Source organism: Thalassovita mediterranea (assembly GCA_019448215.1).
GTDB lineage: Bacteria > Pseudomonadota > Alphaproteobacteria > Caulobacterales > Hyphomonadaceae > Henriciella.
The window spans coordinates 306,278-327,986 of the sequence record CP080408.1; the positions used below are offsets into that span (position 1 = coordinate 306,278).

The following is a 21,709-nucleotide window of genomic DNA, read 5'->3' on the forward strand; positions in this document are numbered from 1 at the left end:
ATGCGAACACCTCATAGATGCCCGAATGGCAGACCCTGTCAGTCGGCCACAGCCAGCCTTCGCCGGCCGGTTTCAGGCGGTCAAGGCTGCCGAAAGCACGGCTGAAAGTCGCCCGGCCTTGAGGGCCTGAAACGGGCGGGGCACCGCCACAAATGACGCCCCTTAGCTCACTCCCCCCATTCCCACCTCATCCTGAGCCTGTCGAAGGATGAAGCCGTCTGTGCTACCGCCCGAACCGGGCCCGGTGCGTCCAACCCGAAAAGGGCTGCTTAAATGCCAGCACCAAGACGCGCATCCTTCGACAGGCTCAGGATGAGGGCGGGGAAGGAATTGAGAGCAGGGAAAGCATAAAGGCGAGGGAGAGGTGTGGAAGCGAGCGGTGCACGGCGCACCAGCACACCCCTCCCTCACAAAATATAATGATCCCCCGACGCCCGCACGGTGATGTCACCAATTGACACCCCGGCTGGCTGATTGATCGCGTGGATGACCTGGTCGGCGATGAAGGACGGGTCGAGGGCGACATAGTCCATCTCGTTCGGGTCATTACGCGCCGGGTCGAGTGTGCCTTCGCGATATTGAGCCATGGCCGGGAAATAGTCAGCCGCATTCTGGCCGACAATGCCGACAATGCCTTCGGGGTTCACGACGCCCGCGCCGAGCCCTGTGCCCGGCACACCGGTCGGCTTCACGATGGTCACCTTGATCTTGCCGCGCGCCTCGACGCGCAGCGACTCTGACAGGAAGTTCACCGCTGACTTCGTCGCGCCATAGACGCCGGCGCCAAAGGTCGGGAAGTTGCCATAGATGGACGAGATATTGATCACATGGCCCGCGCCCTGCGCCATCATCTCATCATAGACGGCGACGATGCCATTCAGGATGCCTTTGACGTTGATGTCGATACACCGATACCACTTCTCCATAGCCGCCCCGTGGTCAGCAAACAGGCCAAGCGGCATGACCCCGGCATTGTTGATCATCACATCGACAGAGCCATAGGCCGCTTTCGCCGCCGCGGCCGCCGCTTTCATATCGCCAAGGTCCGTCACATCGGCCCGCACCGCCTGCGCCGTGCCGCCTGCCTCGCGGATCGCCGCAACGCTGGCCTCGACGGCGGCTTCATCGATATCGCAGCAAATCATCTTGGCGCCAAGCGCGGCGGCCTTCTCGCTGATCAGCTTGCCGAATCCACCGCCTGCGCCCGTGATGATGATGGATTTGCCATCCACATGATTGATCATCCAATTGTCCTCTGGATCAGGCTGAAGGCGGGTTCTTGGCGAAACCCGGTATACTTTCCGGCAGGACCACCCAGTCCTGCTTGCTGTCGCAATAGACCTGCGCGACCGGTTTGAGGCCAGACGCATCGTCCAGCGTGCCTGCCTTCACGGCGATCATGCCGGGCGAGGCCCCAAGCTCGGAGATGATCGGAGAGCCGCACGTGTCGCAGAAACGCCGGTACACCTTGTTGCCACTGTCGCCCTCGTCCTCGAACGTCTTGAGGTCGCCCTCGATCTTCAGCTGGGCTTCATTGACAAGGACATTTACCGAAAACGCCGCCCCGCCCTGCTTCTGGCAATTGGTACAATGGCAAAGCGCGGTGAACATCGGCTCACCCTCAACCGCGTAACGCACCTTGCCGCAAAGGCATCCTCCGGTCATCGACATGTTCGCTTTCCTCCCTGTTGTTTTGCAGACAGTCTGAGGGCGCAGCGTCAGACGCGTCAACGGCAAATCGGTGGGGCGTGGGGGCACTTCGGCCCAAAAACTGCCATCCCGAAGACCCCTGTGAAGACAGGGGTCCATGATGGTCCACCTCAACCTAACGGGGGGCTGGAAAGGAGCACCATGGATACCTGCCTGCGCAGGTATCTTCGGCATATCTCAGGGCCTGCTCCCCGCGCGCTCATCCTGAGCGAAGTCGAAGGACGCGCGCGCCCTCACCCCTCTTCTGGCACCTGCACCGTTTCCAGATACGCCAGCAGCGCATCGATCTGCTGTGGCTCGAATTGCCATTGCGGCATTTCCGGGTGGGCGACCATGATGCCTTCAGCGAAAGGTTCGGCCAGCGCCTCTACCGGATAGTGCCAGGAGATTTCCCGGAACGGCATGGCCTGGGCGTGTTGGCTTTCACCTGTGAGGCCAATCGCGTGACAGCCAGCGCAGAGCGTCTCGGCAATCGCCTGCCCCTGACCGACCATTTCATTTGCCGGCATGGCCTCAACCTCACCAGCAGGTTCATCGACGGGTAGGCTCGCCGTCTCGCTGGCCGGTTCTGGGGCGGGCGTCCCCATCTCCTCGGAGGTGCCGCAAGCGGCAACCGGCAACAGTCCTACCGCCAGAAATGCCATTATCCGCCAGCTTGTCTTCATGCCTCATCCCTCCCGGTCGTAACTCGTTCCCCATCCTGATCCGCGCTGGCCGCCCTGTCCATCCGGGATCACCCCGACTTGACGAACGCGCCTTTAGCGCGAAAAACAGCTCGACCAGAAATCGACGGCCGGGGGGACCAGATGCTGGAAGACTACTGGATCAATCTGACGGATGCGCAGGCATCCCTTATTTCGACAGTCGTGCTGATCGTGGCCGGCGGCCTTGGCGTCCTGCTCGGTGCGGCACTGTTTGGCGGGCGGGTCAAAAACCTCAAATCCGCGCTCGAAGCCTCAAATGAAGTTATCCAGAAGCATCAGGACGAGGCGAAGGCGCAGCTGAAGGTGATGGAAGAGCAGATGAGCGCGACGCTTGGCGCTGTCAGCCAGCTACGCTCCAGCGTCTTCGACCTTCGCACCGATGTCGAGGAGAAGGTCACCGATGAAGCTGGCAAGATGCGTCAGGCCTTCAAGAACCACTGGTACGCCATCCGCGATGAGCTTCAGCGCCGCGCGTCAAATCCCGAGATCCATGGCCGTACCCGCGCCCGCTATGCCGGCTACTCGAACAATGAGATCGCCGCTCTGGTCGAGGTGCTGCAGAAGGATGGCGTACTGCAGAGCAGCCAGGCCAACACGTTCAACGATGCTCACAATCTCTGGACCTGGCACCGCAACGGCAAGCCGACGATGACGCAGGGCGACGTCCAGAAGATGCGCGAACTCGCCATCGACCTCGTCCCGAACTACCGCTCGGAATAGGTCTGTCCTGAGGGCATAGCCCCCACTTTTCCCACCCCCGCACCGCCCGTGTACTGTCGCTGCACCATGGGATGCACCGTCACTGACCTTTCCCCGCTGATCGCGCGGGTCTGGCCGCGCCTTGTCGCGCTGGTCGCGCACATCGCCGCCATGGTGGCGCGTGCTTCCCCTCAGGACCGCGCCGTACGCTTAAAGGCAATGCGCCTCTTGCAGCCCGCTGAAGCGCTTGCCCGCCGGATCATCACGCTACTTGCTGACCAGATGGACCCGGGCACGCTCCTATCGCGGCCTTGCTGCGGTACGGCCCAAAAGATCCGCGCCAGAAAACACCATTCTACCGGCTTCACCCTCTTCGAGCCTGTCGCCACCTGCGCTGCCTCTATCGGCAAATCAGGGCGCAGACGGCGATTTTCGTCCGGCCCGCGCATCGTGGACCTGCTTGGTGCTCACCCTGCCCTGCCCCAACAGAAGGTCGCTTCGAGCGAGCCGACGCTCAGCGCCCGGATCGCCGCGCTTCAAAGCGCGCTGGAGACCCCGGAACGTCACGCGATGCGGCTTGCCCGGCGGCGTGCACGCGCACTTTCAAGCAATGCGCCGCGCCCTCGCCTCACCCCGCTTCGCCCCGGCTGGCCGCCCGGTATCCATGGCCGGGACACGCCCGGTTTGCTGGTGGCCGTGCTGGATGACCTTACCGCGCAGATCAGGTGCCGCCCACTGGCAGGCCCTGAAAGCATTAGGTGCGCGCCGGACATCTATGATACCCATCCCCCATGACCCGGATACGCCTACGCCAACTCGTTATCGCCGCCGAAAGCCTCAAGACAGCGGACCACCTCCGCAACGTGCTCGGCCTCGGCAAGCCCTTCGCCGATCCGGGGGTTGCCGAGTTCGGCTTGGAGAACGCTGTCTTCTCGATCGGCAACCAGTTCATCGAAGTCGTCGCCCCGACCACGAAGGACGCCCCAGTCCGCCGCTTTCTCGATAAGCATGGCGAGGGCGGGTATATGGCCATCTTCCAGACAGAAGACCTCGCAGGCGCGCGCACCCGCCTCGACAATGCAGGCATCCGCCGCGTCTGGAATATCGATCTCGATGACATCGCCGCCAGCCATGTGCACCCGGCTGATGTTGGCGGCGCGATCCTGTCCCTCGACGAGGCGCACCCCTGGAATAGCTGGCGCTGGGGCGGCCCGAACTGGGAGAAGCAGTCGGTGAATGGCCACCTTGCTGGTGCCATTTTCAGCGCGCCCGATCCGCGCGCGCTCGCATCGCGCTGGACGGCCGCGATCGGCAAGCCCGTCACCACGAATAAGGGCCAGACCATCATCCAGCTGAATGACAGCGAACGCCTGATCTTTGAGGGCGGCAAGCGCGAAGCCCTGTCGACCTTTTGCATTACCCTGCACAACGCCATGAAGGCGCTGGAGCGGGCGGACCGGCTCGACCTCCACAGTGATGGCGACGGCGTTGTCATTGGCGGGGTCCGGTTCGAACTCAACAATCTTGAAACGGCGGACGCGGGATAGTCACGCACACTGCCAGTGAAGCCTTTGGGGGGATATCCGATGGACTGGTTCAATGAGCTTTTTGACCTTGCGGCTGTCGCCTCCACGGCGGGCCTTGGCGGTGGGGTGATCAGCGCGGTGGTCGTAAAGGCCTTTTCCGGCGCGATCCTGAAATTTCTGGTCCGCATCTTCGCGACCGCCATCCTCACCGGTATCGGGTTCTACTATCTGCTTGGCTTTCTCGGCTTCGAGATTGTGCCGCGCAGCGAAGTCGCCGCCGCGGCCCCGCCTCCATCACCGTCCGTCTATGAGCGCAGCGAGTCCTATCTGCCTGGCGCAGGAGATGAAGCCGCCAGCTCCAGCCCGGCACCGCAGGAAGAAGAAAGCGCACGCCGCCTGGTCGTGTCATCGCCTTTCCGGCGCGGCGACTAAAGCGTCGGTCCTTCGTTTCACTTCGGCCCGCCGCTTTATCTCCTTGTTTTGGCGCAAGTGTCCGTTCGCAAACGATCCCGTTTGCTCCGAACTTGCTTTAGACGAACTCCACCTCCAGATGGGTGCGTGTGCGTGAGGTGACCTGACAGTTCGCGTCCAGCCCGTCGGCTTTGATCAGGAGTCTGAATTCGTTCGGCACGTCGGTCGTTGCAATCATGTCGAGACCCGCACCTTCCTGACCCAAAGTACGGACCGTACAGTCAATTGACGCCCCGCCATTGCGGAAGCTCACCTTGCCCGCCTTCAGCACCCGGCGGCGCGCCGCGCGAATGGTAACGTCGCTCTTGCCGAAAGCGACGCAGCGGTTCCGCCCCTCGGCCTTTGCCTGATAGAGCGCGGCATCGGCGCGCTCCAGCAAACCTTCAAGGTCGCGGGTCTCTATATCGAAGGTGGCGATACCGAAACTTGCCGTGATGCCAATGGTGCGGCCTCCGAACTCAAAGCGGAGCGCAGAAAAGTCCCGGCGCAGCTTTTCAGCCGCCTCAAGCGCGCCCTGTCTGTCAGTCTCTGGCAGCAGGACAGCAAATTCCTCGCCGCCCATGCGCCCGAGAAGGTCACTGGTGCGAAGACGCGTCTGCGCGGCCTTTGCCATTTTCCGCAGGACTTCGTCTCCTGCCGCATGGCCGAACGTGTCATTGATGGATTTGAAATGGTCGAGATCGAAACAGATGGCCGTGAGATTATGGCGGTGACGCCCGGCCAGCGATGCGATCTGCGCGCCCTGCTCACGGAAGGCGCGGCGCGATAGCGTACCGGTCAGCTCATCGCGCATCGCCAGACGCCGCAGCTGGAAATTCTCGGCCACGATGTCGGCAAAGTCCTGAAGGACGGCGAGCTGGCCCTCATTTATCTTGCGCGGCCTGGTGTCGACAGCGCAGAGCGTGCCGATGCCCTGCCCGCTGCCCGCCCTTAGCGGCACGCCAGCATAGAAGCGCGCATAAGGCGGGCCGACAACGAAGGGATTGTCGCGAAAGCGCGGGTCGGCGAGCGTGTCGTTGACGACGAAGGGGCCATCAATCGCCAGCGTGAATTGCGAGAAGCTGTCTGCATGCTGGGCTTCTGTTACGGGCGTACCGACCGATGATTTCAGCCAGAAGCGGTGACCATCCATGATGGAGATTGCCGAAATCTCGACCTTGAAGATCTTTTTGACGAGGCCGACGATCCGGTCATAGGACTTCTCGGCCGGCGTATTGATGATGCCAAGCTCACGGACCGCGCGTAGGCGCGACTTCTCGTCAGGGATGGCACCAGTATTCGGGACATTCTGTCTTGCGGGGAACCCAGTCATGGCCACGCCTTTCAGTCTACTTGTCCCCTCACCCTATTTCAGATTGAGACCAGTGTGGACGAACGCGGTTATCGCTGGGTTAAGCCACTGTTTTTGATCCGGATACGGCGCTTATTCCTGTGGGACAGGCTCGACCTCGATCGTGCCTTCCGGGGTGACATCCAGCGCATACATGTCGAGGGCCACCTCGAGCGTGACGAAGCCGTAGACCGCCCAGATTGCGAACATGACCAGCATGGCGAGCGTGAATGGCTTGGCAAGCTGGTCGGCATTCCTCACCTGGTCGAAACCCCATGCGATGAGGAAGAGCATCACGCTGGCGAGGATCACCGCGCCAATGACGTCGGTTGGCCAGTGCGCGCCGAGATAGACACGCGAAAACCCGATCAGGCCGATGAGAAAGATGAAGCCAGCCACAGCCAGCTTCTGCACGGCGCCCTTCAGGGCGTAGGCCGCGAAGATCGCCAGCGCCCCATAGATGACGGCAGAATTGGTCATGTGACCGGATGGGAAGCTGAAGCTCTCCACCCCGGCATAGAGGTCTGCCGTTGGCCGGTCGCGCGCGATGAGGAGCTTGATCAGCTTCACCGTCAGCGGCGTTGTGATGAAGGCAAAGGCGCTCATCGCCGCTGGCCACCAAGCCCTCCGCAGGAGGAGCGCGATCACCACGCTTATTGCAATCAGGGTAAGGGCAACCGCATCGCCGAACAGGGTGACGAGCACCACGATCCAGTCAGTTGCCGGGCTGCGCGCGGCCTGCACCGCATCGCTGACCGCCAGATCGACCGAGACCAGCATCGCTTCATTCGTCACGCCAAGCGCAAGGAAGATGAAGGCGATAGCGGCCAGACCGGCCGGCAGGAGGTGTGATCGTGTGTGACGCATACGGACGATTTGGCGGGCCGGCAAAGTTTTTCAAATACGAGCTGTCGCTGCCCTAGCGGGAAGCGACAGCCAGTTGACCCGCCTGACCAGCCTAGTCGCGCTGGAACTTCTTGAATTTGAGCTTCTTCGGCTCAACCGCATCCGGGCCGAGACGGCGCTTCTTGTCTTCGAGATAGGACGAGAAGTCACCTTCGAACCATTCGACATGGCTGTCGCCTTCGAAGGCGAGGATGTGGGTCGCCATACGGTCGAGGAACCAGCGATCGTGCGAGATCACCACGACGGAGCCCGGGAAGCCGTCGAGGCCTTCTTCGAGCGCCTGCAGGGTTTCCACGTCGAGGTCGTTGGTCGGTTCGTCGAGCAGGAGGCAGTTCGCGCCCTGGCGCAGCATCTTGGCAAGGTGAACGCGGTTGCGCTCACCGCCAGACAGGAGGCCGACTTTCTTCTGCTGGTCAGAGCCCTTGAAGTTGAAGGCACCGACATAGGCGCGTGAGTTCACTTCGACGCCGCCAAGGTCGATGACGTCGAGGCCGTCGGACACTTCTTCCCAGACATTTTTCTTGTCGTCGAGCTGGTCGCGGGACTGGTCGACATAGCCGAGCTTCACCGTGTCACCGACGCGGATCGCGCCGCTATCGGGCGTTTCCTTGCCCATGATCATCTTGAACAGGGTCGATTTACCAGCGCCGTTCGGGCCGATCACGCCGACAATACCGCCCGGTGGCAGCTTGAAGGACAGGTCGTCGATGAGAAGATTGTTGCCGAACGCTTTGCGAAGGTCTTCGGCCTCAATGACGATATTACCAAGGCGTGGGCCAGGCGGGATGCGGATCTGCGCCGTGGACACTTTCTCACGCTCCGCCTCGGAGGCGCGCTGTTCATAGGCAGAGATACGTGCTTTGGATTTGGCCTGACGGGCTTTGGCGCCAGCGCGGACCCATTCGAGTTCCTTTGCCAGCGTGCGTTTCTTGCCAGCATCCTCGCGGGCTTCCTGCTCCATCCGCTTGGCCTTCTGCTCGACCCAGTCGGAATAGTTGCCCTTGTAAGGAACACCGCGGCCACGATCGAGCTCGAGGATCCAGTCGGTGATCTCATCGAGGAAGTAGCGGTCGTGGGTGACGAGGATCACGCAGCCCGGGAAGTTGATGAGATAGTTCTGCAGCCAGGCGACCGTCTCGGCATCGAGGTGGTTGGTCGGTTCGTCCATCAGGATCATGTCAGGCTTGGACAGCAGCAGCTGGCAGATCGCGACGCGGCGGACTTCACCGCCGGACAGGTTGGTGACAGGCGCATCGCCTTCAGGGCAGCCGAGGGCGACCATCGCCATCTCGATCTTGGAATCGATGTCCCATGCATCGGCCTGGTCGACCTGCTCCTGCAGGGCGGTCATCTCTTCCATCAGCTCGTCAGTGTATTCCTCACCGAGCTTCATCGAGATTTCGTTGAACTTGTCGAAGATCTGTTTCTCAGGACATTGCGAGGCGATGTTCTCGAACACCGTCTTGCTCTCATCGAGCTTTGGCTCCTGTGGCAGGTAGCCGACCTTCGTGCCGGGCGCCGGGTTGGCCTCACCATTAAACTCGGTGTCCTGACCCGCCATGATACGCAGCAGGGTGGACTTACCGGCACCGTTCACGCCGACGACACCGATCTTGGCGTCTGGCAGGAAGGACAGGTGGATGTTTTCGAATACCTTCTTGCCGCCTGGATAGGTCTTGGTCAGGCCCTGCATGTTGAAGACGTATTGTTGACCGGCCATGGGGTGAGAACGCTCGCTGATCTGGATTGGAAATCGGAAACCGCCGATGTAGTCGCTGGGGCCCCTCAAGATCAAGGTAGAAGGTGTGCGGACGGCCTACGCCCTGCGCCACTTTGGACAACCGTGGCCATCTGAGCGAAATTCTAAAACCAGATACTTGGTGAGTAAATTACATTCAAAGTCGCTACAAAGGTCACCCCAACGTACGCCATGAGAAGCGTGAAAAAGTCATTCTGGGCCCCAGGGAGTGCTTTCCATTCATTCGCGAGCGCGTATGCGATCGCTTAAATCAACCCTATCGTAATAACACTTACGAATATCGCAGCGGACACGGCCGCGTAAATCAGAACGGCTATCTTTATTGCGGTGGTTCTACTCATGATGTCCTACGCAGGATCTACTTCCCGCTTTGAACCAACTCAGAGCGCTGTCAACTGTGATGGAATAGGACCGCGGCGAACTGTCGAAAAACCTGAATGATTTTGCTGAAGGTCTGCTGACAAGAAGAGATCAGGCGCTAGGTTCGCGCGCATGAGAACACGTCCCTTTTCGTCCTTGCTGATCGCGGCGAGCCTTCTTGCCGCTCCAGCGATCGCCCAGACCCCAACCAACTCACAGGATCCCATGGCCTCAAAAGAGCTGACGATCGAACGTCTCTATGCCTCGCCTTCGCTGAGCGGGCCTGCGCCTACCGGCGTTAAATACTCCCCTGATGGTAGCCGCGTGACCTTCCTCAAGGCGCGCGAGGATGATTCCAGCCGCTATGACCTCTGGCAGTTCGATGTGGAGACGGGCGCCCAGTCCATGCTGGTCGACTCGACCCTGCTGGAGCCTGAAGAGGTGGAGCTGTCGGAAGAAGAAAAGGCGCTGCGGGAGCGCCGGCGGATCGCGGGCCGCAAGGGTATCGTGGATTATGACTGGGGCACGGCCGATACGATCCTCGTACCGCTCGGCGGGGACCTTCACCTGGTAACGCTTGGGGCTGACGGCGCGCAGACGCGCCAGCTGACTGAGACAGAAGCCTTTGAATATGATGCCCGCGTCTCCCCGAGCGGCAATTATGTGAGCTTCGTTCGGGACGGCGCTGTGGTCGTGATCGAGCTGGCGAGCGGCGAAGAGCGCCAGATCACGCCAGACGCCGAGCCTGACAATGCGATCTCCTATGGCGTGGCCGAGTTCGTCGCGCAGGAAGAGATGAGCCGTTATACAGGCTACTGGTGGAGCCCGGATGAGCGCCACATCGCCTTCACCAAGGTCGATGAAAGCACGGTCGACATCATCGAACGCTTCGACATCAAGGCCGAGGAAACCACGGTCATCGACCAGCGCTATCCGCGCGCCGGCACGCCGAATGCGCTTGTCGAGCTTTTTGTCCATGATTTGAAAAGTGGCGAGGATGCCCGCTTGATCCGTGTCGGGCCGGACACGTATCTCGCGCGGGTGAACTGGGCAGGCAGCAGCCTCTGGTTCCAGACCGTGAACCGCGACCAGACAGAGATCCGCTATAACCGCACTGACGGAAAGCCCTGGCGGGTCTGGTCCCCGCTGAAAGAAACGCAGGGCAACTGGGTCAATCTTTCCAACGACTTTGTCGGCCTCGATGAAGGCATCCTGCTGACCACCGAGGAGACCGGCTACCGTCATCTCGCCATATCACCAGATGGCAGCAATGCGAGCGAGCTGCGCTTCCTGACCAGTGGTGACTGGGCTGTCGATAGCCTCAAGAGCGTCGACCGGGACAATGGCATCGTCTACTTCACCGGCTATGCCGACACGCCGCTGGAACAGCACCTCTATTCGGTGCCGCTGAGCGGCGGCGAGCCTCAGCGCATCACCGAAGCGGGCAAGTCATGGTCCGTCAGCATGGCGCCCGACGCGCAGTCCTTTGTCGGGACGTCTTCGGCCCCGAACCAGCCGCCGCAGACAGGTCTCTACACGGCTGGCGGTGAGCTCATCGCATGGGTCGAGGAAAACGCGCTCAATGCGGACCACCCATACGCCCCTTATCTCAACACTCATGCCGAGCCTGAGTTTGGCACGCTGGAGGCCGAGGATGGCCAGACGCTTTACTACTCCATCCTGAAGCCCGCTGATTTCGACGCGTCGAAGACCTATCCGGCCATCGTTGAAGTCTATGGCGGCCCGCATGCGCAGACGGTGGACCGCGACTGGGAGAGCCTGTCTGACCAGTATCTTGCGCGGCAGGGCTTCATCGTCTTCCGCCTCGACAATCGCGGCATGGCGAACCGGGGCAAGGCGTTTGAGGATGTCATCTATCGCCAGACAGGCGGGCCGGAAGTGCGCGACCAACTGAAAGGCGTGGAATGGCTGAAATCCCAGCCCTTCGTCGATGCTGACCGGGTTGCCATCCAGGGCTGGTCCTATGGAGGTTACATGACCCTGATGACGATCCTGCAGGCACCGGAAGGCACGTTTGCCGCTGCCGTCGCGGGCGCGCCCGTCACCGACTGGTCGCTCTATGATACCTTCTACACAGAGCGCTATATGGACACGCCGCAAGACAACGCAGACGGCTATGACAAGTCATCTGTCTTCTATCATCTTGAGCGTCTGGAAGCCGAGCTGCCGCCACTCCTCCTCGTCCACGGCATGGCCGACGACAATGTCACTTTCGACAATACGACAAGGCTGATGGCGGAGATGCAGGAGAAAGGCCTTCTGTTCGAGCTGATGACCTATCCCGGCCAGCGCCACGGCATCCGCGGCCAGGCCCTGCAGACCCATCTGATGAAGACCCGCATGGCGTTCCTGAACAGGCAGCTCAAGGAATAGGCGGACTGGCCAACGCCTTGGCGCGTGCGCAAAAACTCACGTGAAATCGAACCTTTGGGGTTGATGCGCTTTCCTCCTGCGGCATCTTCATTTCCAGAAGGAAGGGTTTCGCATGGGCCGACTGATTGCCATCTCGAACCGCACCGCCGCTGATCCGAGTGCCCGCGCAGGCGGCCTTGCCGTCGCGGTCTGGGAGTCGCTGACATCGACAGGCGGCATGTGGTTCGGCTGGTCAGGGAATATCGTCAAAGGTGAGCCGGGCCCGCCCGAGCACATCACCGATGAAGGCGTCGACTTCATCGTCACCGACTTTACGGAGGCCGAGCATGACGGCTTCTATCTGCAATATGCCAACCGGGTCATCTGGCCGGTCTTCCATTACCGGGTGGACCTTGCCCATTTCGGCGACACCGATTTCGACGCCTACGAGAAGGTAAACAAGCGCATTGCCGACATGGTCGTGCCGCACCTTGAAAAGGGCGACAGCGTATGGGTGCATGACTACCATTTCCTGCTGATGGGCGACTATCTGAGGAAGGGCGGATGGGACGGCCCAATCGGCTTTTTCCTCCACATCCCCTTCCCCTCGCCTGAAGTCTTCCGCGCCCTGCCAGAGCATGAGCAGATTGCCCGCGCCATGTGTGCCTTCGATGTGCTCGGCTTCCAGTCAGAGAATGACAGGTCAAACTTCGTGCAATTCCTCGTGCGTTCCTGCGACGGGGTCGATGAAGGGGATGGCTGGATCAGTGTCTTCGGCAGGCGGATCAGGGCAAACGCCTATCCGATCGGGATCGAGGCAGAGAGCTTCGCGAAACTGGCAACCGGCCAACGCGCCAAGACGGCGGCCTCTCGCATCGGGAAATTCCTTGGTGGGCGAAAACTCGTCCTCGGTGTGGACCGGATGGACTATTCCAAGGGCCTGCCCCAGCGCTTCGAGGCGGTCGGCAAGATGTTCGACAACTTCCCGTCGACGCGCGGTCGGGTGTCCTTCACGCAGATCGCGCCGCCATCCCGCTCCAAGGTGGAAGAATATCAGGACCTCCGCGTCCAGCTCGATGAACTGGCGGGCCGCATCAATGGCGATTATGGCGACCTCGACTGGATTCCGCTTCGCTATCTCGCGCGCTCTTATGACCGGAAAGAGCTCGCCGGGCTGTACAGGATCGCATCGGTCTGCCTCGTCACGCCGCTGCGGGACGGGATGAACCTCGTCGCCAAGGAGTTCGTCATGGCGCAGGACCCCGATGACCCCGGCGTCCTGATCCTGTCGCAGTTTGCAGGCGCCGCCGAGCAGCTATCCGACACGTTGATCGTCAATCCGCATGACCGCTACCATGTCGCCGAGACGATCTACAAAGCACTCGAAATGCCGCTTGAAGAGCGACAGGAACGCTGGGAAAAACTGCGCCGGACCGTTGTCGAGCAGGACATTTCCTGGTGGCGGCAGAAATTCCTCGATGATCTGGACGTCGATACTTGTTGATGAATAAGCCTGCAGACCTGCCAGATCTCGACCATCGGCACGCCCTCTTTCTTGATTTCGACGGCACGCTCGCCCCGCTTCAGAACGATGCGTCGACGGTGAAGCTGCCGTATGGGATCGCTGAAGAACTGACCCGGCTGAAGGAAACGCTTGGCGGCGCGCTGATCATCATCAGCGGGCGTGACGTGCGCGACCTCTCCTCCCGCGTGCCGAACACGCTGTGGCGCGCGGGCACGCACGGACTTGAGATCTGCGCGCCGGGCGAGAGCCCCGAAGACGCGCGCTCTGCCGCCCCGGCCACGCTGACGGCGCTTGCCGAGACAGCGATCGCGGGGCTGGACGGTGTGCACGCAGAGACAAAGGGCGAGGTGATCGCTTTCCACTACCGCCTGAACCCCGAAGCTGCCCCGACATTGCAGGCGCGGCTGGAGGCAGGGCTCGCCAGCATTGACGGCTACAAGCTGCAGGCGGGCAAGATGATCTTTGAGGCAAAGCCTGCCGGCGCGAACAAGGGCAAGGCCGTCGAAAAGCTTCTGGTGCTGGCCGCGCTGGAGGACCGTATCCCCATCATGGTCGGCGACGACACGACCGACGAGGACGCGTTCGACGTGGTCAATCGGCTCGGTGGGGTGTCGATAAAAGTGGGCAGGGGCGAAACACGCGCCACTTACCGGCTGGAAAGCCCGGAAGCGGTGGCAGACTGGATCAAGCGTCAGGGGCGCACATGAGCAATCTCGAACTCGGTATTATCGGCAACGGCACGGTCGCGGGCCTCATCAATGAGCATGGCGAATGCGTCTGGATGTGCCTGCCGCGTCTGGATGGTGAGCCTGTCTTCAACAGCCTGCTTGGCGGACGCGGAAAGTTCGCAATCACGCTGCAGGGCCATTGCAAGAGCACGCAGCGCTATCGCCGCAACACCGCCGTCATAGAGACTGAGCTGAAAGCCGAAGACGGCTCTGCCATCCGCATTACAGACTGTTGTCCGCGCTTCATGGACAAGGGCCGCATGTTCCGGCCTGCCTCCATGGTGCGCCGGATCACGCCGCTGCGGGGCATGCCGCGCATCCGGGTGGACCTGTTCGCGCAAAGCCAGCGCGGCGATTACAACATGGTTACCCGCCGGGGCGTGAACCACATCAAGTTCCTGGATGAGAATGCAGGCTTCCGCATCACGACGGATGCGCCCGTCTCCTATGTCATGGATGGGCGGGACTTCGTCCTCGACCGTGAGCTGAGCTTCCTTATGGGCCCTGATGAGAGCCTGTCCGACCGAGTGGGCGTCATCGCGCTGGAATGGCTGGAGCGCACCGTTGATCAGTGGATGAGCTGGTCGCGCCGTCTCGCGACGCCGCCAGACTGGCAGGAGGCGGTGATCCGCGCGGCCATCACGTTGAAGCTCTGCGTCTATGAAGAGACAGGCGGCATCGTCGCGGCACTGACGACCTCCATTCCCGAACATGCAGGCTCTGAGCGCAATTGGGACTATCGCTTCTGTTGGCTGCGGGACGCTTATTTCACGGTCACAGCGCTCAACCGCCTCTCAGCCGTTGGGACGCTGGAATATTATCTCGCCTATCTCCGTAACACCGTCGCACATACCAAGGGCGGGCATATCCAGCCGGTCTATGGCATCGCGCTGGAGCACGACCTGACCGAAGGCTTTGCCAATGCCCTGCCCGGCTATCGCGGCATGGGCCCGGTACGCTTTGGCAATCAGGCGGCCGAACACATCCAGCATGACGTCTATGGCCATGTCGTCCTTGGCGCGAGCCAGGCCTTCTTCGATGACCGCCTTCACGCCAAGGCGGGCGCGCTGGAGTTTGAGCATTTCGAAGGTGTGGGTGAGCGCGCCTATGCCGTCTGGAATACGCCGGATGCCGGCATCTGGGAGTTTCGCGGCAAGGCGCATATCCACACCTCGTCGGCCATCATGTGCTGGGCGGCCTGCGACCGGCTGGCCCGGATCGCCACATGCCTCGGAAAGCCTGACCGCGCCAATTACTGGAACGCAAAGGCCGACGAGATGCGCGCTGGCATTCTCGACCTTGCCTGGAACGAAAAGCGCCAGGCCTTCACCGGCGCCTTCGGTGAGGACGCCCTCGATGCATCCGTCCTGCTCATGGCGGAGATCGGCTTTATCGATGCCATGGATGAGCGCTTCATCAAGACGGTGGAGCGGATCGATGAGGAGCTTCGCGACGGCTATCACGTCTATCGCTACCGCGTGGAAGACGATTTCGGCCTGCCGCAAACCGCCTTCACGGCGTGTACCTTCTGGCACATTGATGCCCTCTCGCGCATTGGCCGGATCGAGGAAGCGCGCGCCATGTTTGAGGACGTCCTTGCCCATCGCACGCGCCTCGGCCTGCTCTCAGAAGACATCGACACATCTACCGGTGAACTCTGGGGCAATTTCCCGCAGACTTATTCCATGGTCGGCATTATCAATGCTGCAAACAGGCTGAGCCGCGACTGGGATGAGGTTGTCTGAGACCTCCTGATCAGCGATGGTTGGCTGAAAAAGGGAGAGACCCATGCCAGCCGTCCAGCCGAACACAGAACAGATGACCCGCTTCGCAAAGGATGCGCATGACGGGCCAATCGTCATGATCAATCTGCTGAAATTCAAGGACAAGGCCGAGTATCCGGCCGACGCGCCGGAGGCCAAGGAAGGCCTGACCGGCGAGGAAGCCTATAATCGCTATGGCGCAGGCCTCGTTGAACTCGGCAATGACCCGGAGATCGGCGTGAAGCCCATCTATGCGGGCAGCAGCCATGGCTATCTCATCGGCGGCGGAGAGGAATGGGACCGTGTTCTGGTCGTGCATTATCCCTCGCGCCAGCACATGCTGCGCATGATGCGCGACCCGCGCTATCAGAAGGCCCACCGCCACCGCGAGGCGGGCCTGAAGTATCAGGAACTGATCGAAACACACCCAATGGGCTAAGCGGCCTCGCCGCGATCTTGAAGGAGCAGAGCATGAACGCCTGGACACTAATGAAGGCCTCGCTGGCCGCACTCGCGCTGACGGCGTGTGCGACGCCGCCTGCCGCCGCCCCGGTCGAGAGCGACGTTGCGCTCAGCGAAGGCGTCGACTGGGTCGCGAATAATCCGGAATGGGGCGAGAAGGCAGAGGAAGTCTTCGCGCTGGCCACCGACTATGTCGAAGAAGTCGCCGCGAGGCGTGAGGCTGGCACCTGGGCGGTCGCGCTGGATATCGATGAGACTGTGCTCAACAATGTCGAATACCAGATCAGGCGCGAGCGCATCGGCGAAGGCTTCACGCCGGAAAGCTGGCATGAATGGACCTCGGAAAAGTCGGCGACGCTCGTGCCCGGCGCAAAGCCCTTCATTGAGCGCGTCAACGAACTTGGCGGCCATGTCGCGCTGGTGACCAACCGCGCTGACACCGAACAGCTCTGGACCGAGGAAAACCTCGCCGGTGTCGGACTGGAGCGCAATGAGGACTTCCGTGTCCTGCTGACCCGCGCGCAGCCGAAGGGCGCATCCGACAAGACGCCGCGTTTCGATGTGGTGCCTGCCATGCTGGCGGCGCAGGGTTATCCAGATGCAGAGATCGTCGCCTTCATCGGTGATAATCGCCACGACCGGCCACAGCCGATCAGCGCGGACGACAAGTTTTTCTGCATCGATCAGGGCGGGATGTATGGCACGCCGTGCGCAAAGCGGCCCCAGCCGGTGATGAACTGATGGCAGACGTCTATAAGGTCCACGGCGCGCTCGGTTCGCCCTATTCGATGAAAGTGCGCGCGGCGATGCGCGCCAAGGGCCTGCCGCATGTCTGGGTGCCGATGACGGCAGACATTCGCGGCGACGTGTTGAGCCAGGTGAAGGCGCCGGTCATCCCGGTGATCAAAACGCCGGATGGCCAGTGGACAAACGACTCGACGCCCTTCCTGCTGGCGCTGGAGGATGAAGGCCGCGCGCTGTTGCCGCCAGACCCCGTCCAGCGTTTTGCCTGCCTGCTGCTTGAAGACATGGCCGACGAATGGACCATGAAAGCGATGTTCCATTATCGCTGGCACTATGCTGAAGACGCTGAGTGGTGCGCCAACTGGCTGATGTATGACAGCCTTCCGCTGGCGGGGCGTGATCAGGTCGAGCAGGCCGCAGCAACTATCCGCGAGCGCCAGATCTCTCGCATGGCGCTGGTCGGCTGCACACCGGAGACAAAGCCCGTCATCGAAGGCTCTTTCAGACGCGTGACCCAACATCTGGAAGAGGTCGCGCTGGGTGAGACGCTGTTCCTGTTTGGCAACCGGCCTTCACTCGCCGATCTTGCCTTCTATGGGCAGGTGAAAGTGATGAGCGTCGACCCGACGCCGATGGCCTTCCTGCGCAAGGAGCGGCCCTATTTCTATCGCTGGCTCGACATGGTCGATGACGCATCCGGCATAGATGGCGAGTGGACGGACGAGCCATCGGCCCCGGCAAAGGCACTGCTCGCGGTCGCGGGCGACACGTATCTGCCCTTTCTCAGCGCCAATGAGGAAGCGCTGAAAGCCGGACATGAGACGTTCAGCCTGGAGCTGGATGGCAAGCCCTACACGCAGGGTGTGTTCAAGTACCAGCTGCGCTGCCTGATGGCGCTGCGCGAGGCGTGGAAGGATTTACCGGAAGAGGCGCGGGAGAAACTGGCCGCCATGATTGGCGAGAATGCTGTTATTCTCGGGGCCTGACTTCGCACGGACCCAGCCCCGTCATCCCGGAATTTGCGCCAGCAAATATCCGGGACCCATGGCGGTTGAGAGGGGCGCATCCAGCCGCCATGGGTCCCGGCTCTCCGCTTCGCTCCGGCCGGGATGACGGTTTGAGAGGACAGTCAGTAAAACCTCAAGCGGTCAGCAGGACCTTGCAGATCGCCTCGAGGCCTTCGCGGTCGACCTCGTCGAAGGCGTCGAATTCGGTGGAGTCGACATCGAGCACGGCGGCGAGCTTCCCGTCAGCGTCAAAGACCGGAACGACGATCTCTGAGTTGGAGCGGGAATCGCAAGCGATGTGGCCCGGGAAGGCGTGGACGTCGGGCACGAGCTGGGTTTCGCCGCTCGCCGCGCACGCGCCGCAGACACCCTTTCCGAACGGGATACGCAGACAGCCCAGCGTGCCCTGATACGGGCCAACGACAAGCTCTTCAGGTTTTTGCGGATCGACCACGTAGAAGCCCGTCCAGAAGAACCGCGGCCGGAAGGCTTCCGCCAGAAGACAGGCCGCAGACGCATAGCGGGCCGGCACATAAGTCTCGCCCGCGACAAGGCTTTCGATTTCGAGTTTCAGCTCTGCGTAGCGTTCGGCGCGGTCCATTGGTGTCTCCTTGAATGTCGCGCCCCGCATATCGGTGATCGCGGCGCTAATCTCAATGCCCCATGGACGCCGCGCTGCCGCTCTGAAATAGTCATAACATTCTGGAGGGAATGGGCGCATGCAAAAGACGCAAGAGGAGGCGATTGCTTGAAGTCCATTCTGCTGAGCGCGCTTCTTGCTGTTCTGGTGTTCGCCAGCCCACTGCCGGGCGCCCTGGCGCATGCGCAGGAGGCAGCCAGCGATGAGGCTGATGTCGAGGCATTGGTCGAGGCGCACACATCAAACAGCCGCATCCAGTCCGAGCGCCCGACCCTGGAGCCGGAGGTGGACGACGCCCCGCCGCGTCGCAATAACGGCATCATCGAAGCCATCGGGAAGTTCTTTGCCTGGATCTTCCAGAATTTCGGCTGGCTCATTCGCTATCTTCTGATTGGCGCCGTCATCGCCGTACTCGCATATGCGCTCTGGTACATGCTGGGCGGGCTGACCCTGCCGGGCCGGCGCGAGCGCAAGGACAAGGCGGCCGCGGATGTTTCCGAAATCGACGAAGTCCGGCCTGTCAGGAAAGAGGCCGAAGCCCTGCTGCAGCAGGCCGACGCGCTAGCCGCAGAAGGGCGCTATGCCGAGGCGGTCCACCTCCTCCTCTTCCGCTCCATTGCCGACCTCAACGCACGGCGCGCAGGGGGCGTACCGCAATCGCTGACGGCGAGAGAGATTGAACGCCTCGGCGACCTGCCGGAACGCGCGCGCGCCGCGCTGTCGCCGATCATCCGCCTTGTCGAGAAGTCTTTCTTCGGTGACCGGCCCGTGGACCAGAGCGGCTGGAAGGAAGCACGGGCCTCCTATGAAGCGTTCGCCTTCAAGGAGGCACGCGCATGAGTGAACGCCTCCCACAGGCGCGCACGCCCTTTACCGGCCGCGTCATCATCATCCTGATTGTCGTCTCGCTACTGTCGCTTGGCGCTGTGCTGACCCTGATGGCCTGGTCGCCAGACCTTGCCTCCCGTGACCGGGCGGGCCCAACGCCCTATTCGCGCTCAGCGACCGGCTATGAAGGGCTGATCAACATGCTGGAGGCGCAGGGGCGCGATGTCAGCGTCTCGCGCCTGCCCCGCACGATGGAGACGGGCGGGCGGCGCATGGTTATCGCGACGCTGGGGATTAGCGGCCGCAGCCTCGACCCGGACGACATCTCCGGCCCAGCCCTGATCGTGCTGCCGAAATGGAATTACCGCGCCAATCCCGCCAAGCGCAGCTGGGAGCTGACTGCAGACCTCGCGTCGACAGAACGCGTGCGAATCCTGCTGCGCGAGCTCGATGAGGACGGCGACATCACGCGCGAAGAGAACCCGGGCGACGTAATGACCGAATTCGGCACGTTCAGCCCGGACTTTGAAGACGAGATGCAGGTCATCGAAGCCGACCAGCTGGAGCCGCTGATTTCGGTGCCGGGCGGCGTGCTCCTCGGCAAGATTCCCGACCGGGAGCTATATGTCCTGTCGGACCCTGACCTTCTCAATAATTTCGGATTGTCGCGGCTGGAGAATGCACGGCTTGGCCTCTCCATTATTGGTGACCTTTCTGAGAATGGCAGCCGCCCCATCGTGTTTGATGCGACGCTTCACGGGTTCGAGCATTCAACGAACCTTCTGAAGATCCTGCTCGATATCCCCTATCTCGGCGCGACGCTGATTGGCCTTGCGACGATGCTGCTGGTCGGCTGGGCGTCTGCCGTGCGGTTTGGCGCCCCTGAACGCGAGACCCGCGCCATACAGGCCGGCAAGCGCGCGCTGGCGGACAATTCGGCAGGCCTCATCGCAATGGCAGGGCGCGAGAGGCGGATGGCGCCAGGCTATCTCGCCCTCAGCCGCCGCGCCTTGAGCCGGGAGCTGGGCCTGCCGCGTACCCTCTCAGAGGAAGAATATCACGCCCTGCTTGACCGGATGGCCGAGCAGCAGGGCATGGAGACCAGTTTTTCAAAGCTTCAGGCGGGGCTCTCTTCGCCTGCAAGCTCCCGCGATGACCTCAGGAACAAGGCCCGCGCGCTCTGGCGCTGGCGCAAGGAGATGACACATGAGCAATGAGACAGTTCAGGGCCTCGCCGGCCGGATCAGGTCTGAGGTCTCCAAGGCCGTGATCGGCCAGGCCGATACGGTCGACCTCATGCTGACGGCGCTTTTCTCGGCAGGCCATATCCTGCTCGAAGGCCCGCCGGGCACCGCGAAGACGCTGCTGACACAGTGCTTTGCCACTGCCATCGATCTCGACTTCGGACGTATCCAGTTCACCCCGGACCTGATGCCGGGCGATGTACTGGGCACGAACCTCTTCAACTTCCAGACCAATGAATTCTCACTCACCAAGGGGCCGATCTTCACCGACATCCTGCTTGCCGACGAAATCAACCGGACGCCGCCTAAGACGCAGGCCGCCCTGCTCGAAGCCATGCAGGAGCGGAAAGTCACAATCGATGGCAAGGCGCACACGCTGAATGACCGCTTCATGGTCATCGCAACGCAGAACCCGATCGAGCAGCAGGGCACCTACCCCCTGCCTGAAGCCCAGCTCGACCGCTTCCTGTTCAAGCATGTGCTGGACTATCCGACCCGCGACGAAGAGCTTGCCATCGTCACGGGCCATGGCAACCGCACCGGCATGCGCACGGCGGCGGCCTTCGGGGTATCTGCTGTCGTCACCGCGGCTGAGCTGAATGAGGCCGTGGCCAGCGTCGCCAATGTGAAGGTGAAGGAGGATATCGCGGGCTATATCGTCGATATCGTGCGTGCGACGCGGGAGACGCCAGCGCTTGAAACAGGCGCCAGCCCACGGGCCGCTGCGGCCATCGCGGCCGCTTCAAGAGCACGCGCCGCGCTCGACGGGCGGGACTTTGTCATCCCAGACGATGTGAAGACACTGGCACGCCCAGCGCTGCGCCACCGCGTTATCCTTTCGCCGGCTGCGGAGATTGAAGGTCGCAGCACGGACGAGACGCTCGCGGCCCTGATCGACCAGACGCCTGCGCCGCGATGATATCAAGGTTG

Annotated in this window: 21 protein-coding genes; 14 read left to right on the top strand and 7 right to left on the bottom strand. The window is 61.8% G+C overall.

The features are described from left to right. Positions 1–407: 407 nt before the first annotated feature. The 3 genes from KUV46_01495 to KUV46_01505 form a co-directional block, all read right to left on the bottom strand. Positions 408–1,244: an SDR family NAD(P)-dependent oxidoreductase gene (locus tag KUV46_01495; GenBank protein ID QYJ01080.1), complete on the bottom strand. Its 837-nt coding sequence runs from the start codon at positions 1,242–1,244 to the stop codon at positions 408–410. A 16-nt stretch (positions 1,245–1,260) separates the two neighbouring features. Further along, on the bottom strand, positions 1,261–1,671 hold the full coding sequence (locus KUV46_01500) for a GFA family protein (protein QYJ01081.1): 411 nt from the start codon (positions 1,669–1,671) through the stop codon (positions 1,261–1,263). Between the two features lie 272 nt (positions 1,672–1,943). Next, entirely contained in the window at positions 1,944–2,375 is a 432-nt protein-coding gene (locus KUV46_01505) for a cytochrome c (protein ID QYJ01082.1), read from the bottom strand. 141 nt (positions 2,376–2,516) lie between these two features. Here KUV46_01505 and KUV46_01510 point away from each other — a divergent pair, with 141 nt between their 5' ends. The 4 genes from KUV46_01510 (at position 2,517) to KUV46_01525 (ending at position 5,071) form a co-directional block, all read left to right on the top strand. Further along, positions 2,517–3,134 (top strand): hypothetical protein, encoded by a 618-nt coding sequence (locus KUV46_01510; GenBank protein QYJ01083.1) that lies wholly within the window; start codon positions 2,517–2,519, stop codon positions 3,132–3,134. 66 nt (positions 3,135–3,200) lie between these two features. Beyond that, complete coding sequence (locus KUV46_01515; protein QYJ01084.1) at positions 3,201–3,908, top strand: hypothetical protein; 708 nt, start codon at positions 3,201–3,203, stop codon at positions 3,906–3,908. Beyond that, on the top strand, positions 3,905–4,660 hold the full coding sequence (locus KUV46_01520; GenBank protein QYJ01085.1) for a VOC family protein: 756 nt from the start codon (positions 3,905–3,907) through the stop codon (positions 4,658–4,660). Before KUV46_01515 ends, KUV46_01520 begins: the two co-directional genes overlap by 4 nt. Positions 4,661–4,699: 39 nt before the next feature. Beyond that, positions 4,700–5,071 carry a hypothetical protein gene (locus KUV46_01525; protein ID QYJ01086.1) on the top strand — a complete coding sequence of 124 codons (372 nt, stop codon included), beginning with the start codon at positions 4,700–4,702 and terminating at the stop codon, positions 5,069–5,071. Between the two features lie 97 nt (positions 5,072–5,168). Here KUV46_01525 and KUV46_01530 read toward each other — a convergent pair whose 3' ends face one another. The 3 genes from KUV46_01530 to ettA all read right to left on the bottom strand — a co-directional run bounded on the left by KUV46_01530 (position 5,169) and on the right by ettA (position 9,066). Next, positions 5,169–6,422, bottom strand: coding sequence for a sensor domain-containing diguanylate cyclase (locus KUV46_01530; GenBank protein ID QYJ01087.1), 1,254 nt, complete (start codon positions 6,420–6,422; stop codon positions 5,169–5,171). A gap of 111 nt (positions 6,423–6,533) precedes the next feature. Beyond that, entirely contained in the window at positions 6,534–7,307 is a 774-nt protein-coding gene (locus KUV46_01535) for a phosphatase PAP2 family protein (GenBank protein QYJ01088.1), read from the bottom strand. A 91-nt stretch (positions 7,308–7,398) separates the two neighbouring features. Then, positions 7,399–9,066, bottom strand: a complete 1,668-nt coding sequence (gene ettA, locus KUV46_01540; GenBank protein ID QYJ01089.1) for an energy-dependent translational throttle protein EttA — start codon at positions 9,064–9,066, stop codon at positions 7,399–7,401. Positions 9,067–9,597: 531 nt separating this feature from the next. Here ettA and KUV46_01545 point away from each other — a divergent pair. The 7 genes from KUV46_01545 (at position 9,598) to KUV46_01575 (ending at position 18,046) form a co-directional block, all read left to right on the top strand. Next, complete coding sequence (locus KUV46_01545) at positions 9,598–11,859, top strand: S9 family peptidase (protein ID QYJ01090.1); 2,262 nt, start codon at positions 9,598–9,600, stop codon at positions 11,857–11,859. A gap of 112 nt (positions 11,860–11,971) precedes the next feature. Then, entirely contained in the window at positions 11,972–13,342 is a 1,371-nt protein-coding gene (locus tag KUV46_01550; GenBank protein ID QYJ01091.1) for a trehalose-6-phosphate synthase, read from the top strand. After that, positions 13,342–14,070, top strand: coding sequence for a trehalose-phosphatase (otsB, locus tag KUV46_01555; GenBank protein ID QYJ01092.1), 729 nt, complete (start codon positions 13,342–13,344; stop codon positions 14,068–14,070). Before KUV46_01550 ends, otsB begins: the two co-directional genes overlap by 1 nt. Continuing rightward, positions 14,067–15,836, top strand: coding sequence for a glycoside hydrolase family 15 protein (locus KUV46_01560; GenBank protein ID QYJ01093.1), 1,770 nt, complete (start codon positions 14,067–14,069; stop codon positions 15,834–15,836). The genes otsB and KUV46_01560 overlap by 4 nt, the downstream gene beginning before the upstream one ends. Positions 15,837–15,879: 43 nt before the next feature. Continuing rightward, a complete protein-coding gene (locus tag KUV46_01565) occupies positions 15,880–16,293 on the top strand; it encodes a DUF1330 domain-containing protein (protein QYJ01094.1) in 414 nt (137 codons plus the stop codon). Positions 16,294–16,325: 32 nt separating this feature from the next. After that, positions 16,326–17,057, top strand: a complete 732-nt coding sequence (locus KUV46_01570) for a hypothetical protein (GenBank protein QYJ01095.1) — start codon at positions 16,326–16,328, stop codon at positions 17,055–17,057. Beyond that, positions 17,057–18,046, top strand: coding sequence for a glutathione S-transferase family protein (locus KUV46_01575; protein QYJ01096.1), 990 nt, complete (start codon positions 17,057–17,059; stop codon positions 18,044–18,046). Before KUV46_01570 ends, KUV46_01575 begins: the two co-directional genes overlap by 1 nt. A 154-nt stretch (positions 18,047–18,200) precedes the next feature. On the opposite strand, the gene KUV46_01580 is transcribed toward KUV46_01575, so the two are convergent. After that, on the bottom strand, positions 18,201–18,668 hold the full coding sequence (locus KUV46_01580) for a GAF domain-containing protein (GenBank protein QYJ01097.1): 468 nt from the start codon (positions 18,666–18,668) through the stop codon (positions 18,201–18,203). Positions 18,669–18,815: 147 nt separating this feature from the next. On the opposite strand from KUV46_01580, the gene KUV46_01585 reads away from it, so the two are divergent. The 3 genes from KUV46_01585 to KUV46_01595 are packed head-to-tail and all read left to right on the top strand — an operon-like array spanning position 18,816 to position 21,698. Beyond that, a complete protein-coding gene (locus KUV46_01585; protein QYJ01098.1) occupies positions 18,816–19,547 on the top strand; it encodes a hypothetical protein in 732 nt (243 codons plus the stop codon). Then, positions 19,544–20,752: a hypothetical protein gene (locus KUV46_01590; GenBank protein QYJ01099.1), complete on the top strand. Its 1,209-nt coding sequence runs from the start codon at positions 19,544–19,546 to the stop codon at positions 20,750–20,752. Before KUV46_01585 ends, KUV46_01590 begins: the two co-directional genes overlap by 4 nt. Continuing rightward, positions 20,742–21,698: a MoxR family ATPase gene (locus tag KUV46_01595; GenBank protein ID QYJ01100.1), complete on the top strand. Its 957-nt coding sequence runs from the start codon at positions 20,742–20,744 to the stop codon at positions 21,696–21,698. The genes KUV46_01590 and KUV46_01595 overlap by 11 nt, the downstream gene beginning before the upstream one ends. The last annotated feature ends 11 nt before the right edge of the window (positions 21,699–21,709 follow it).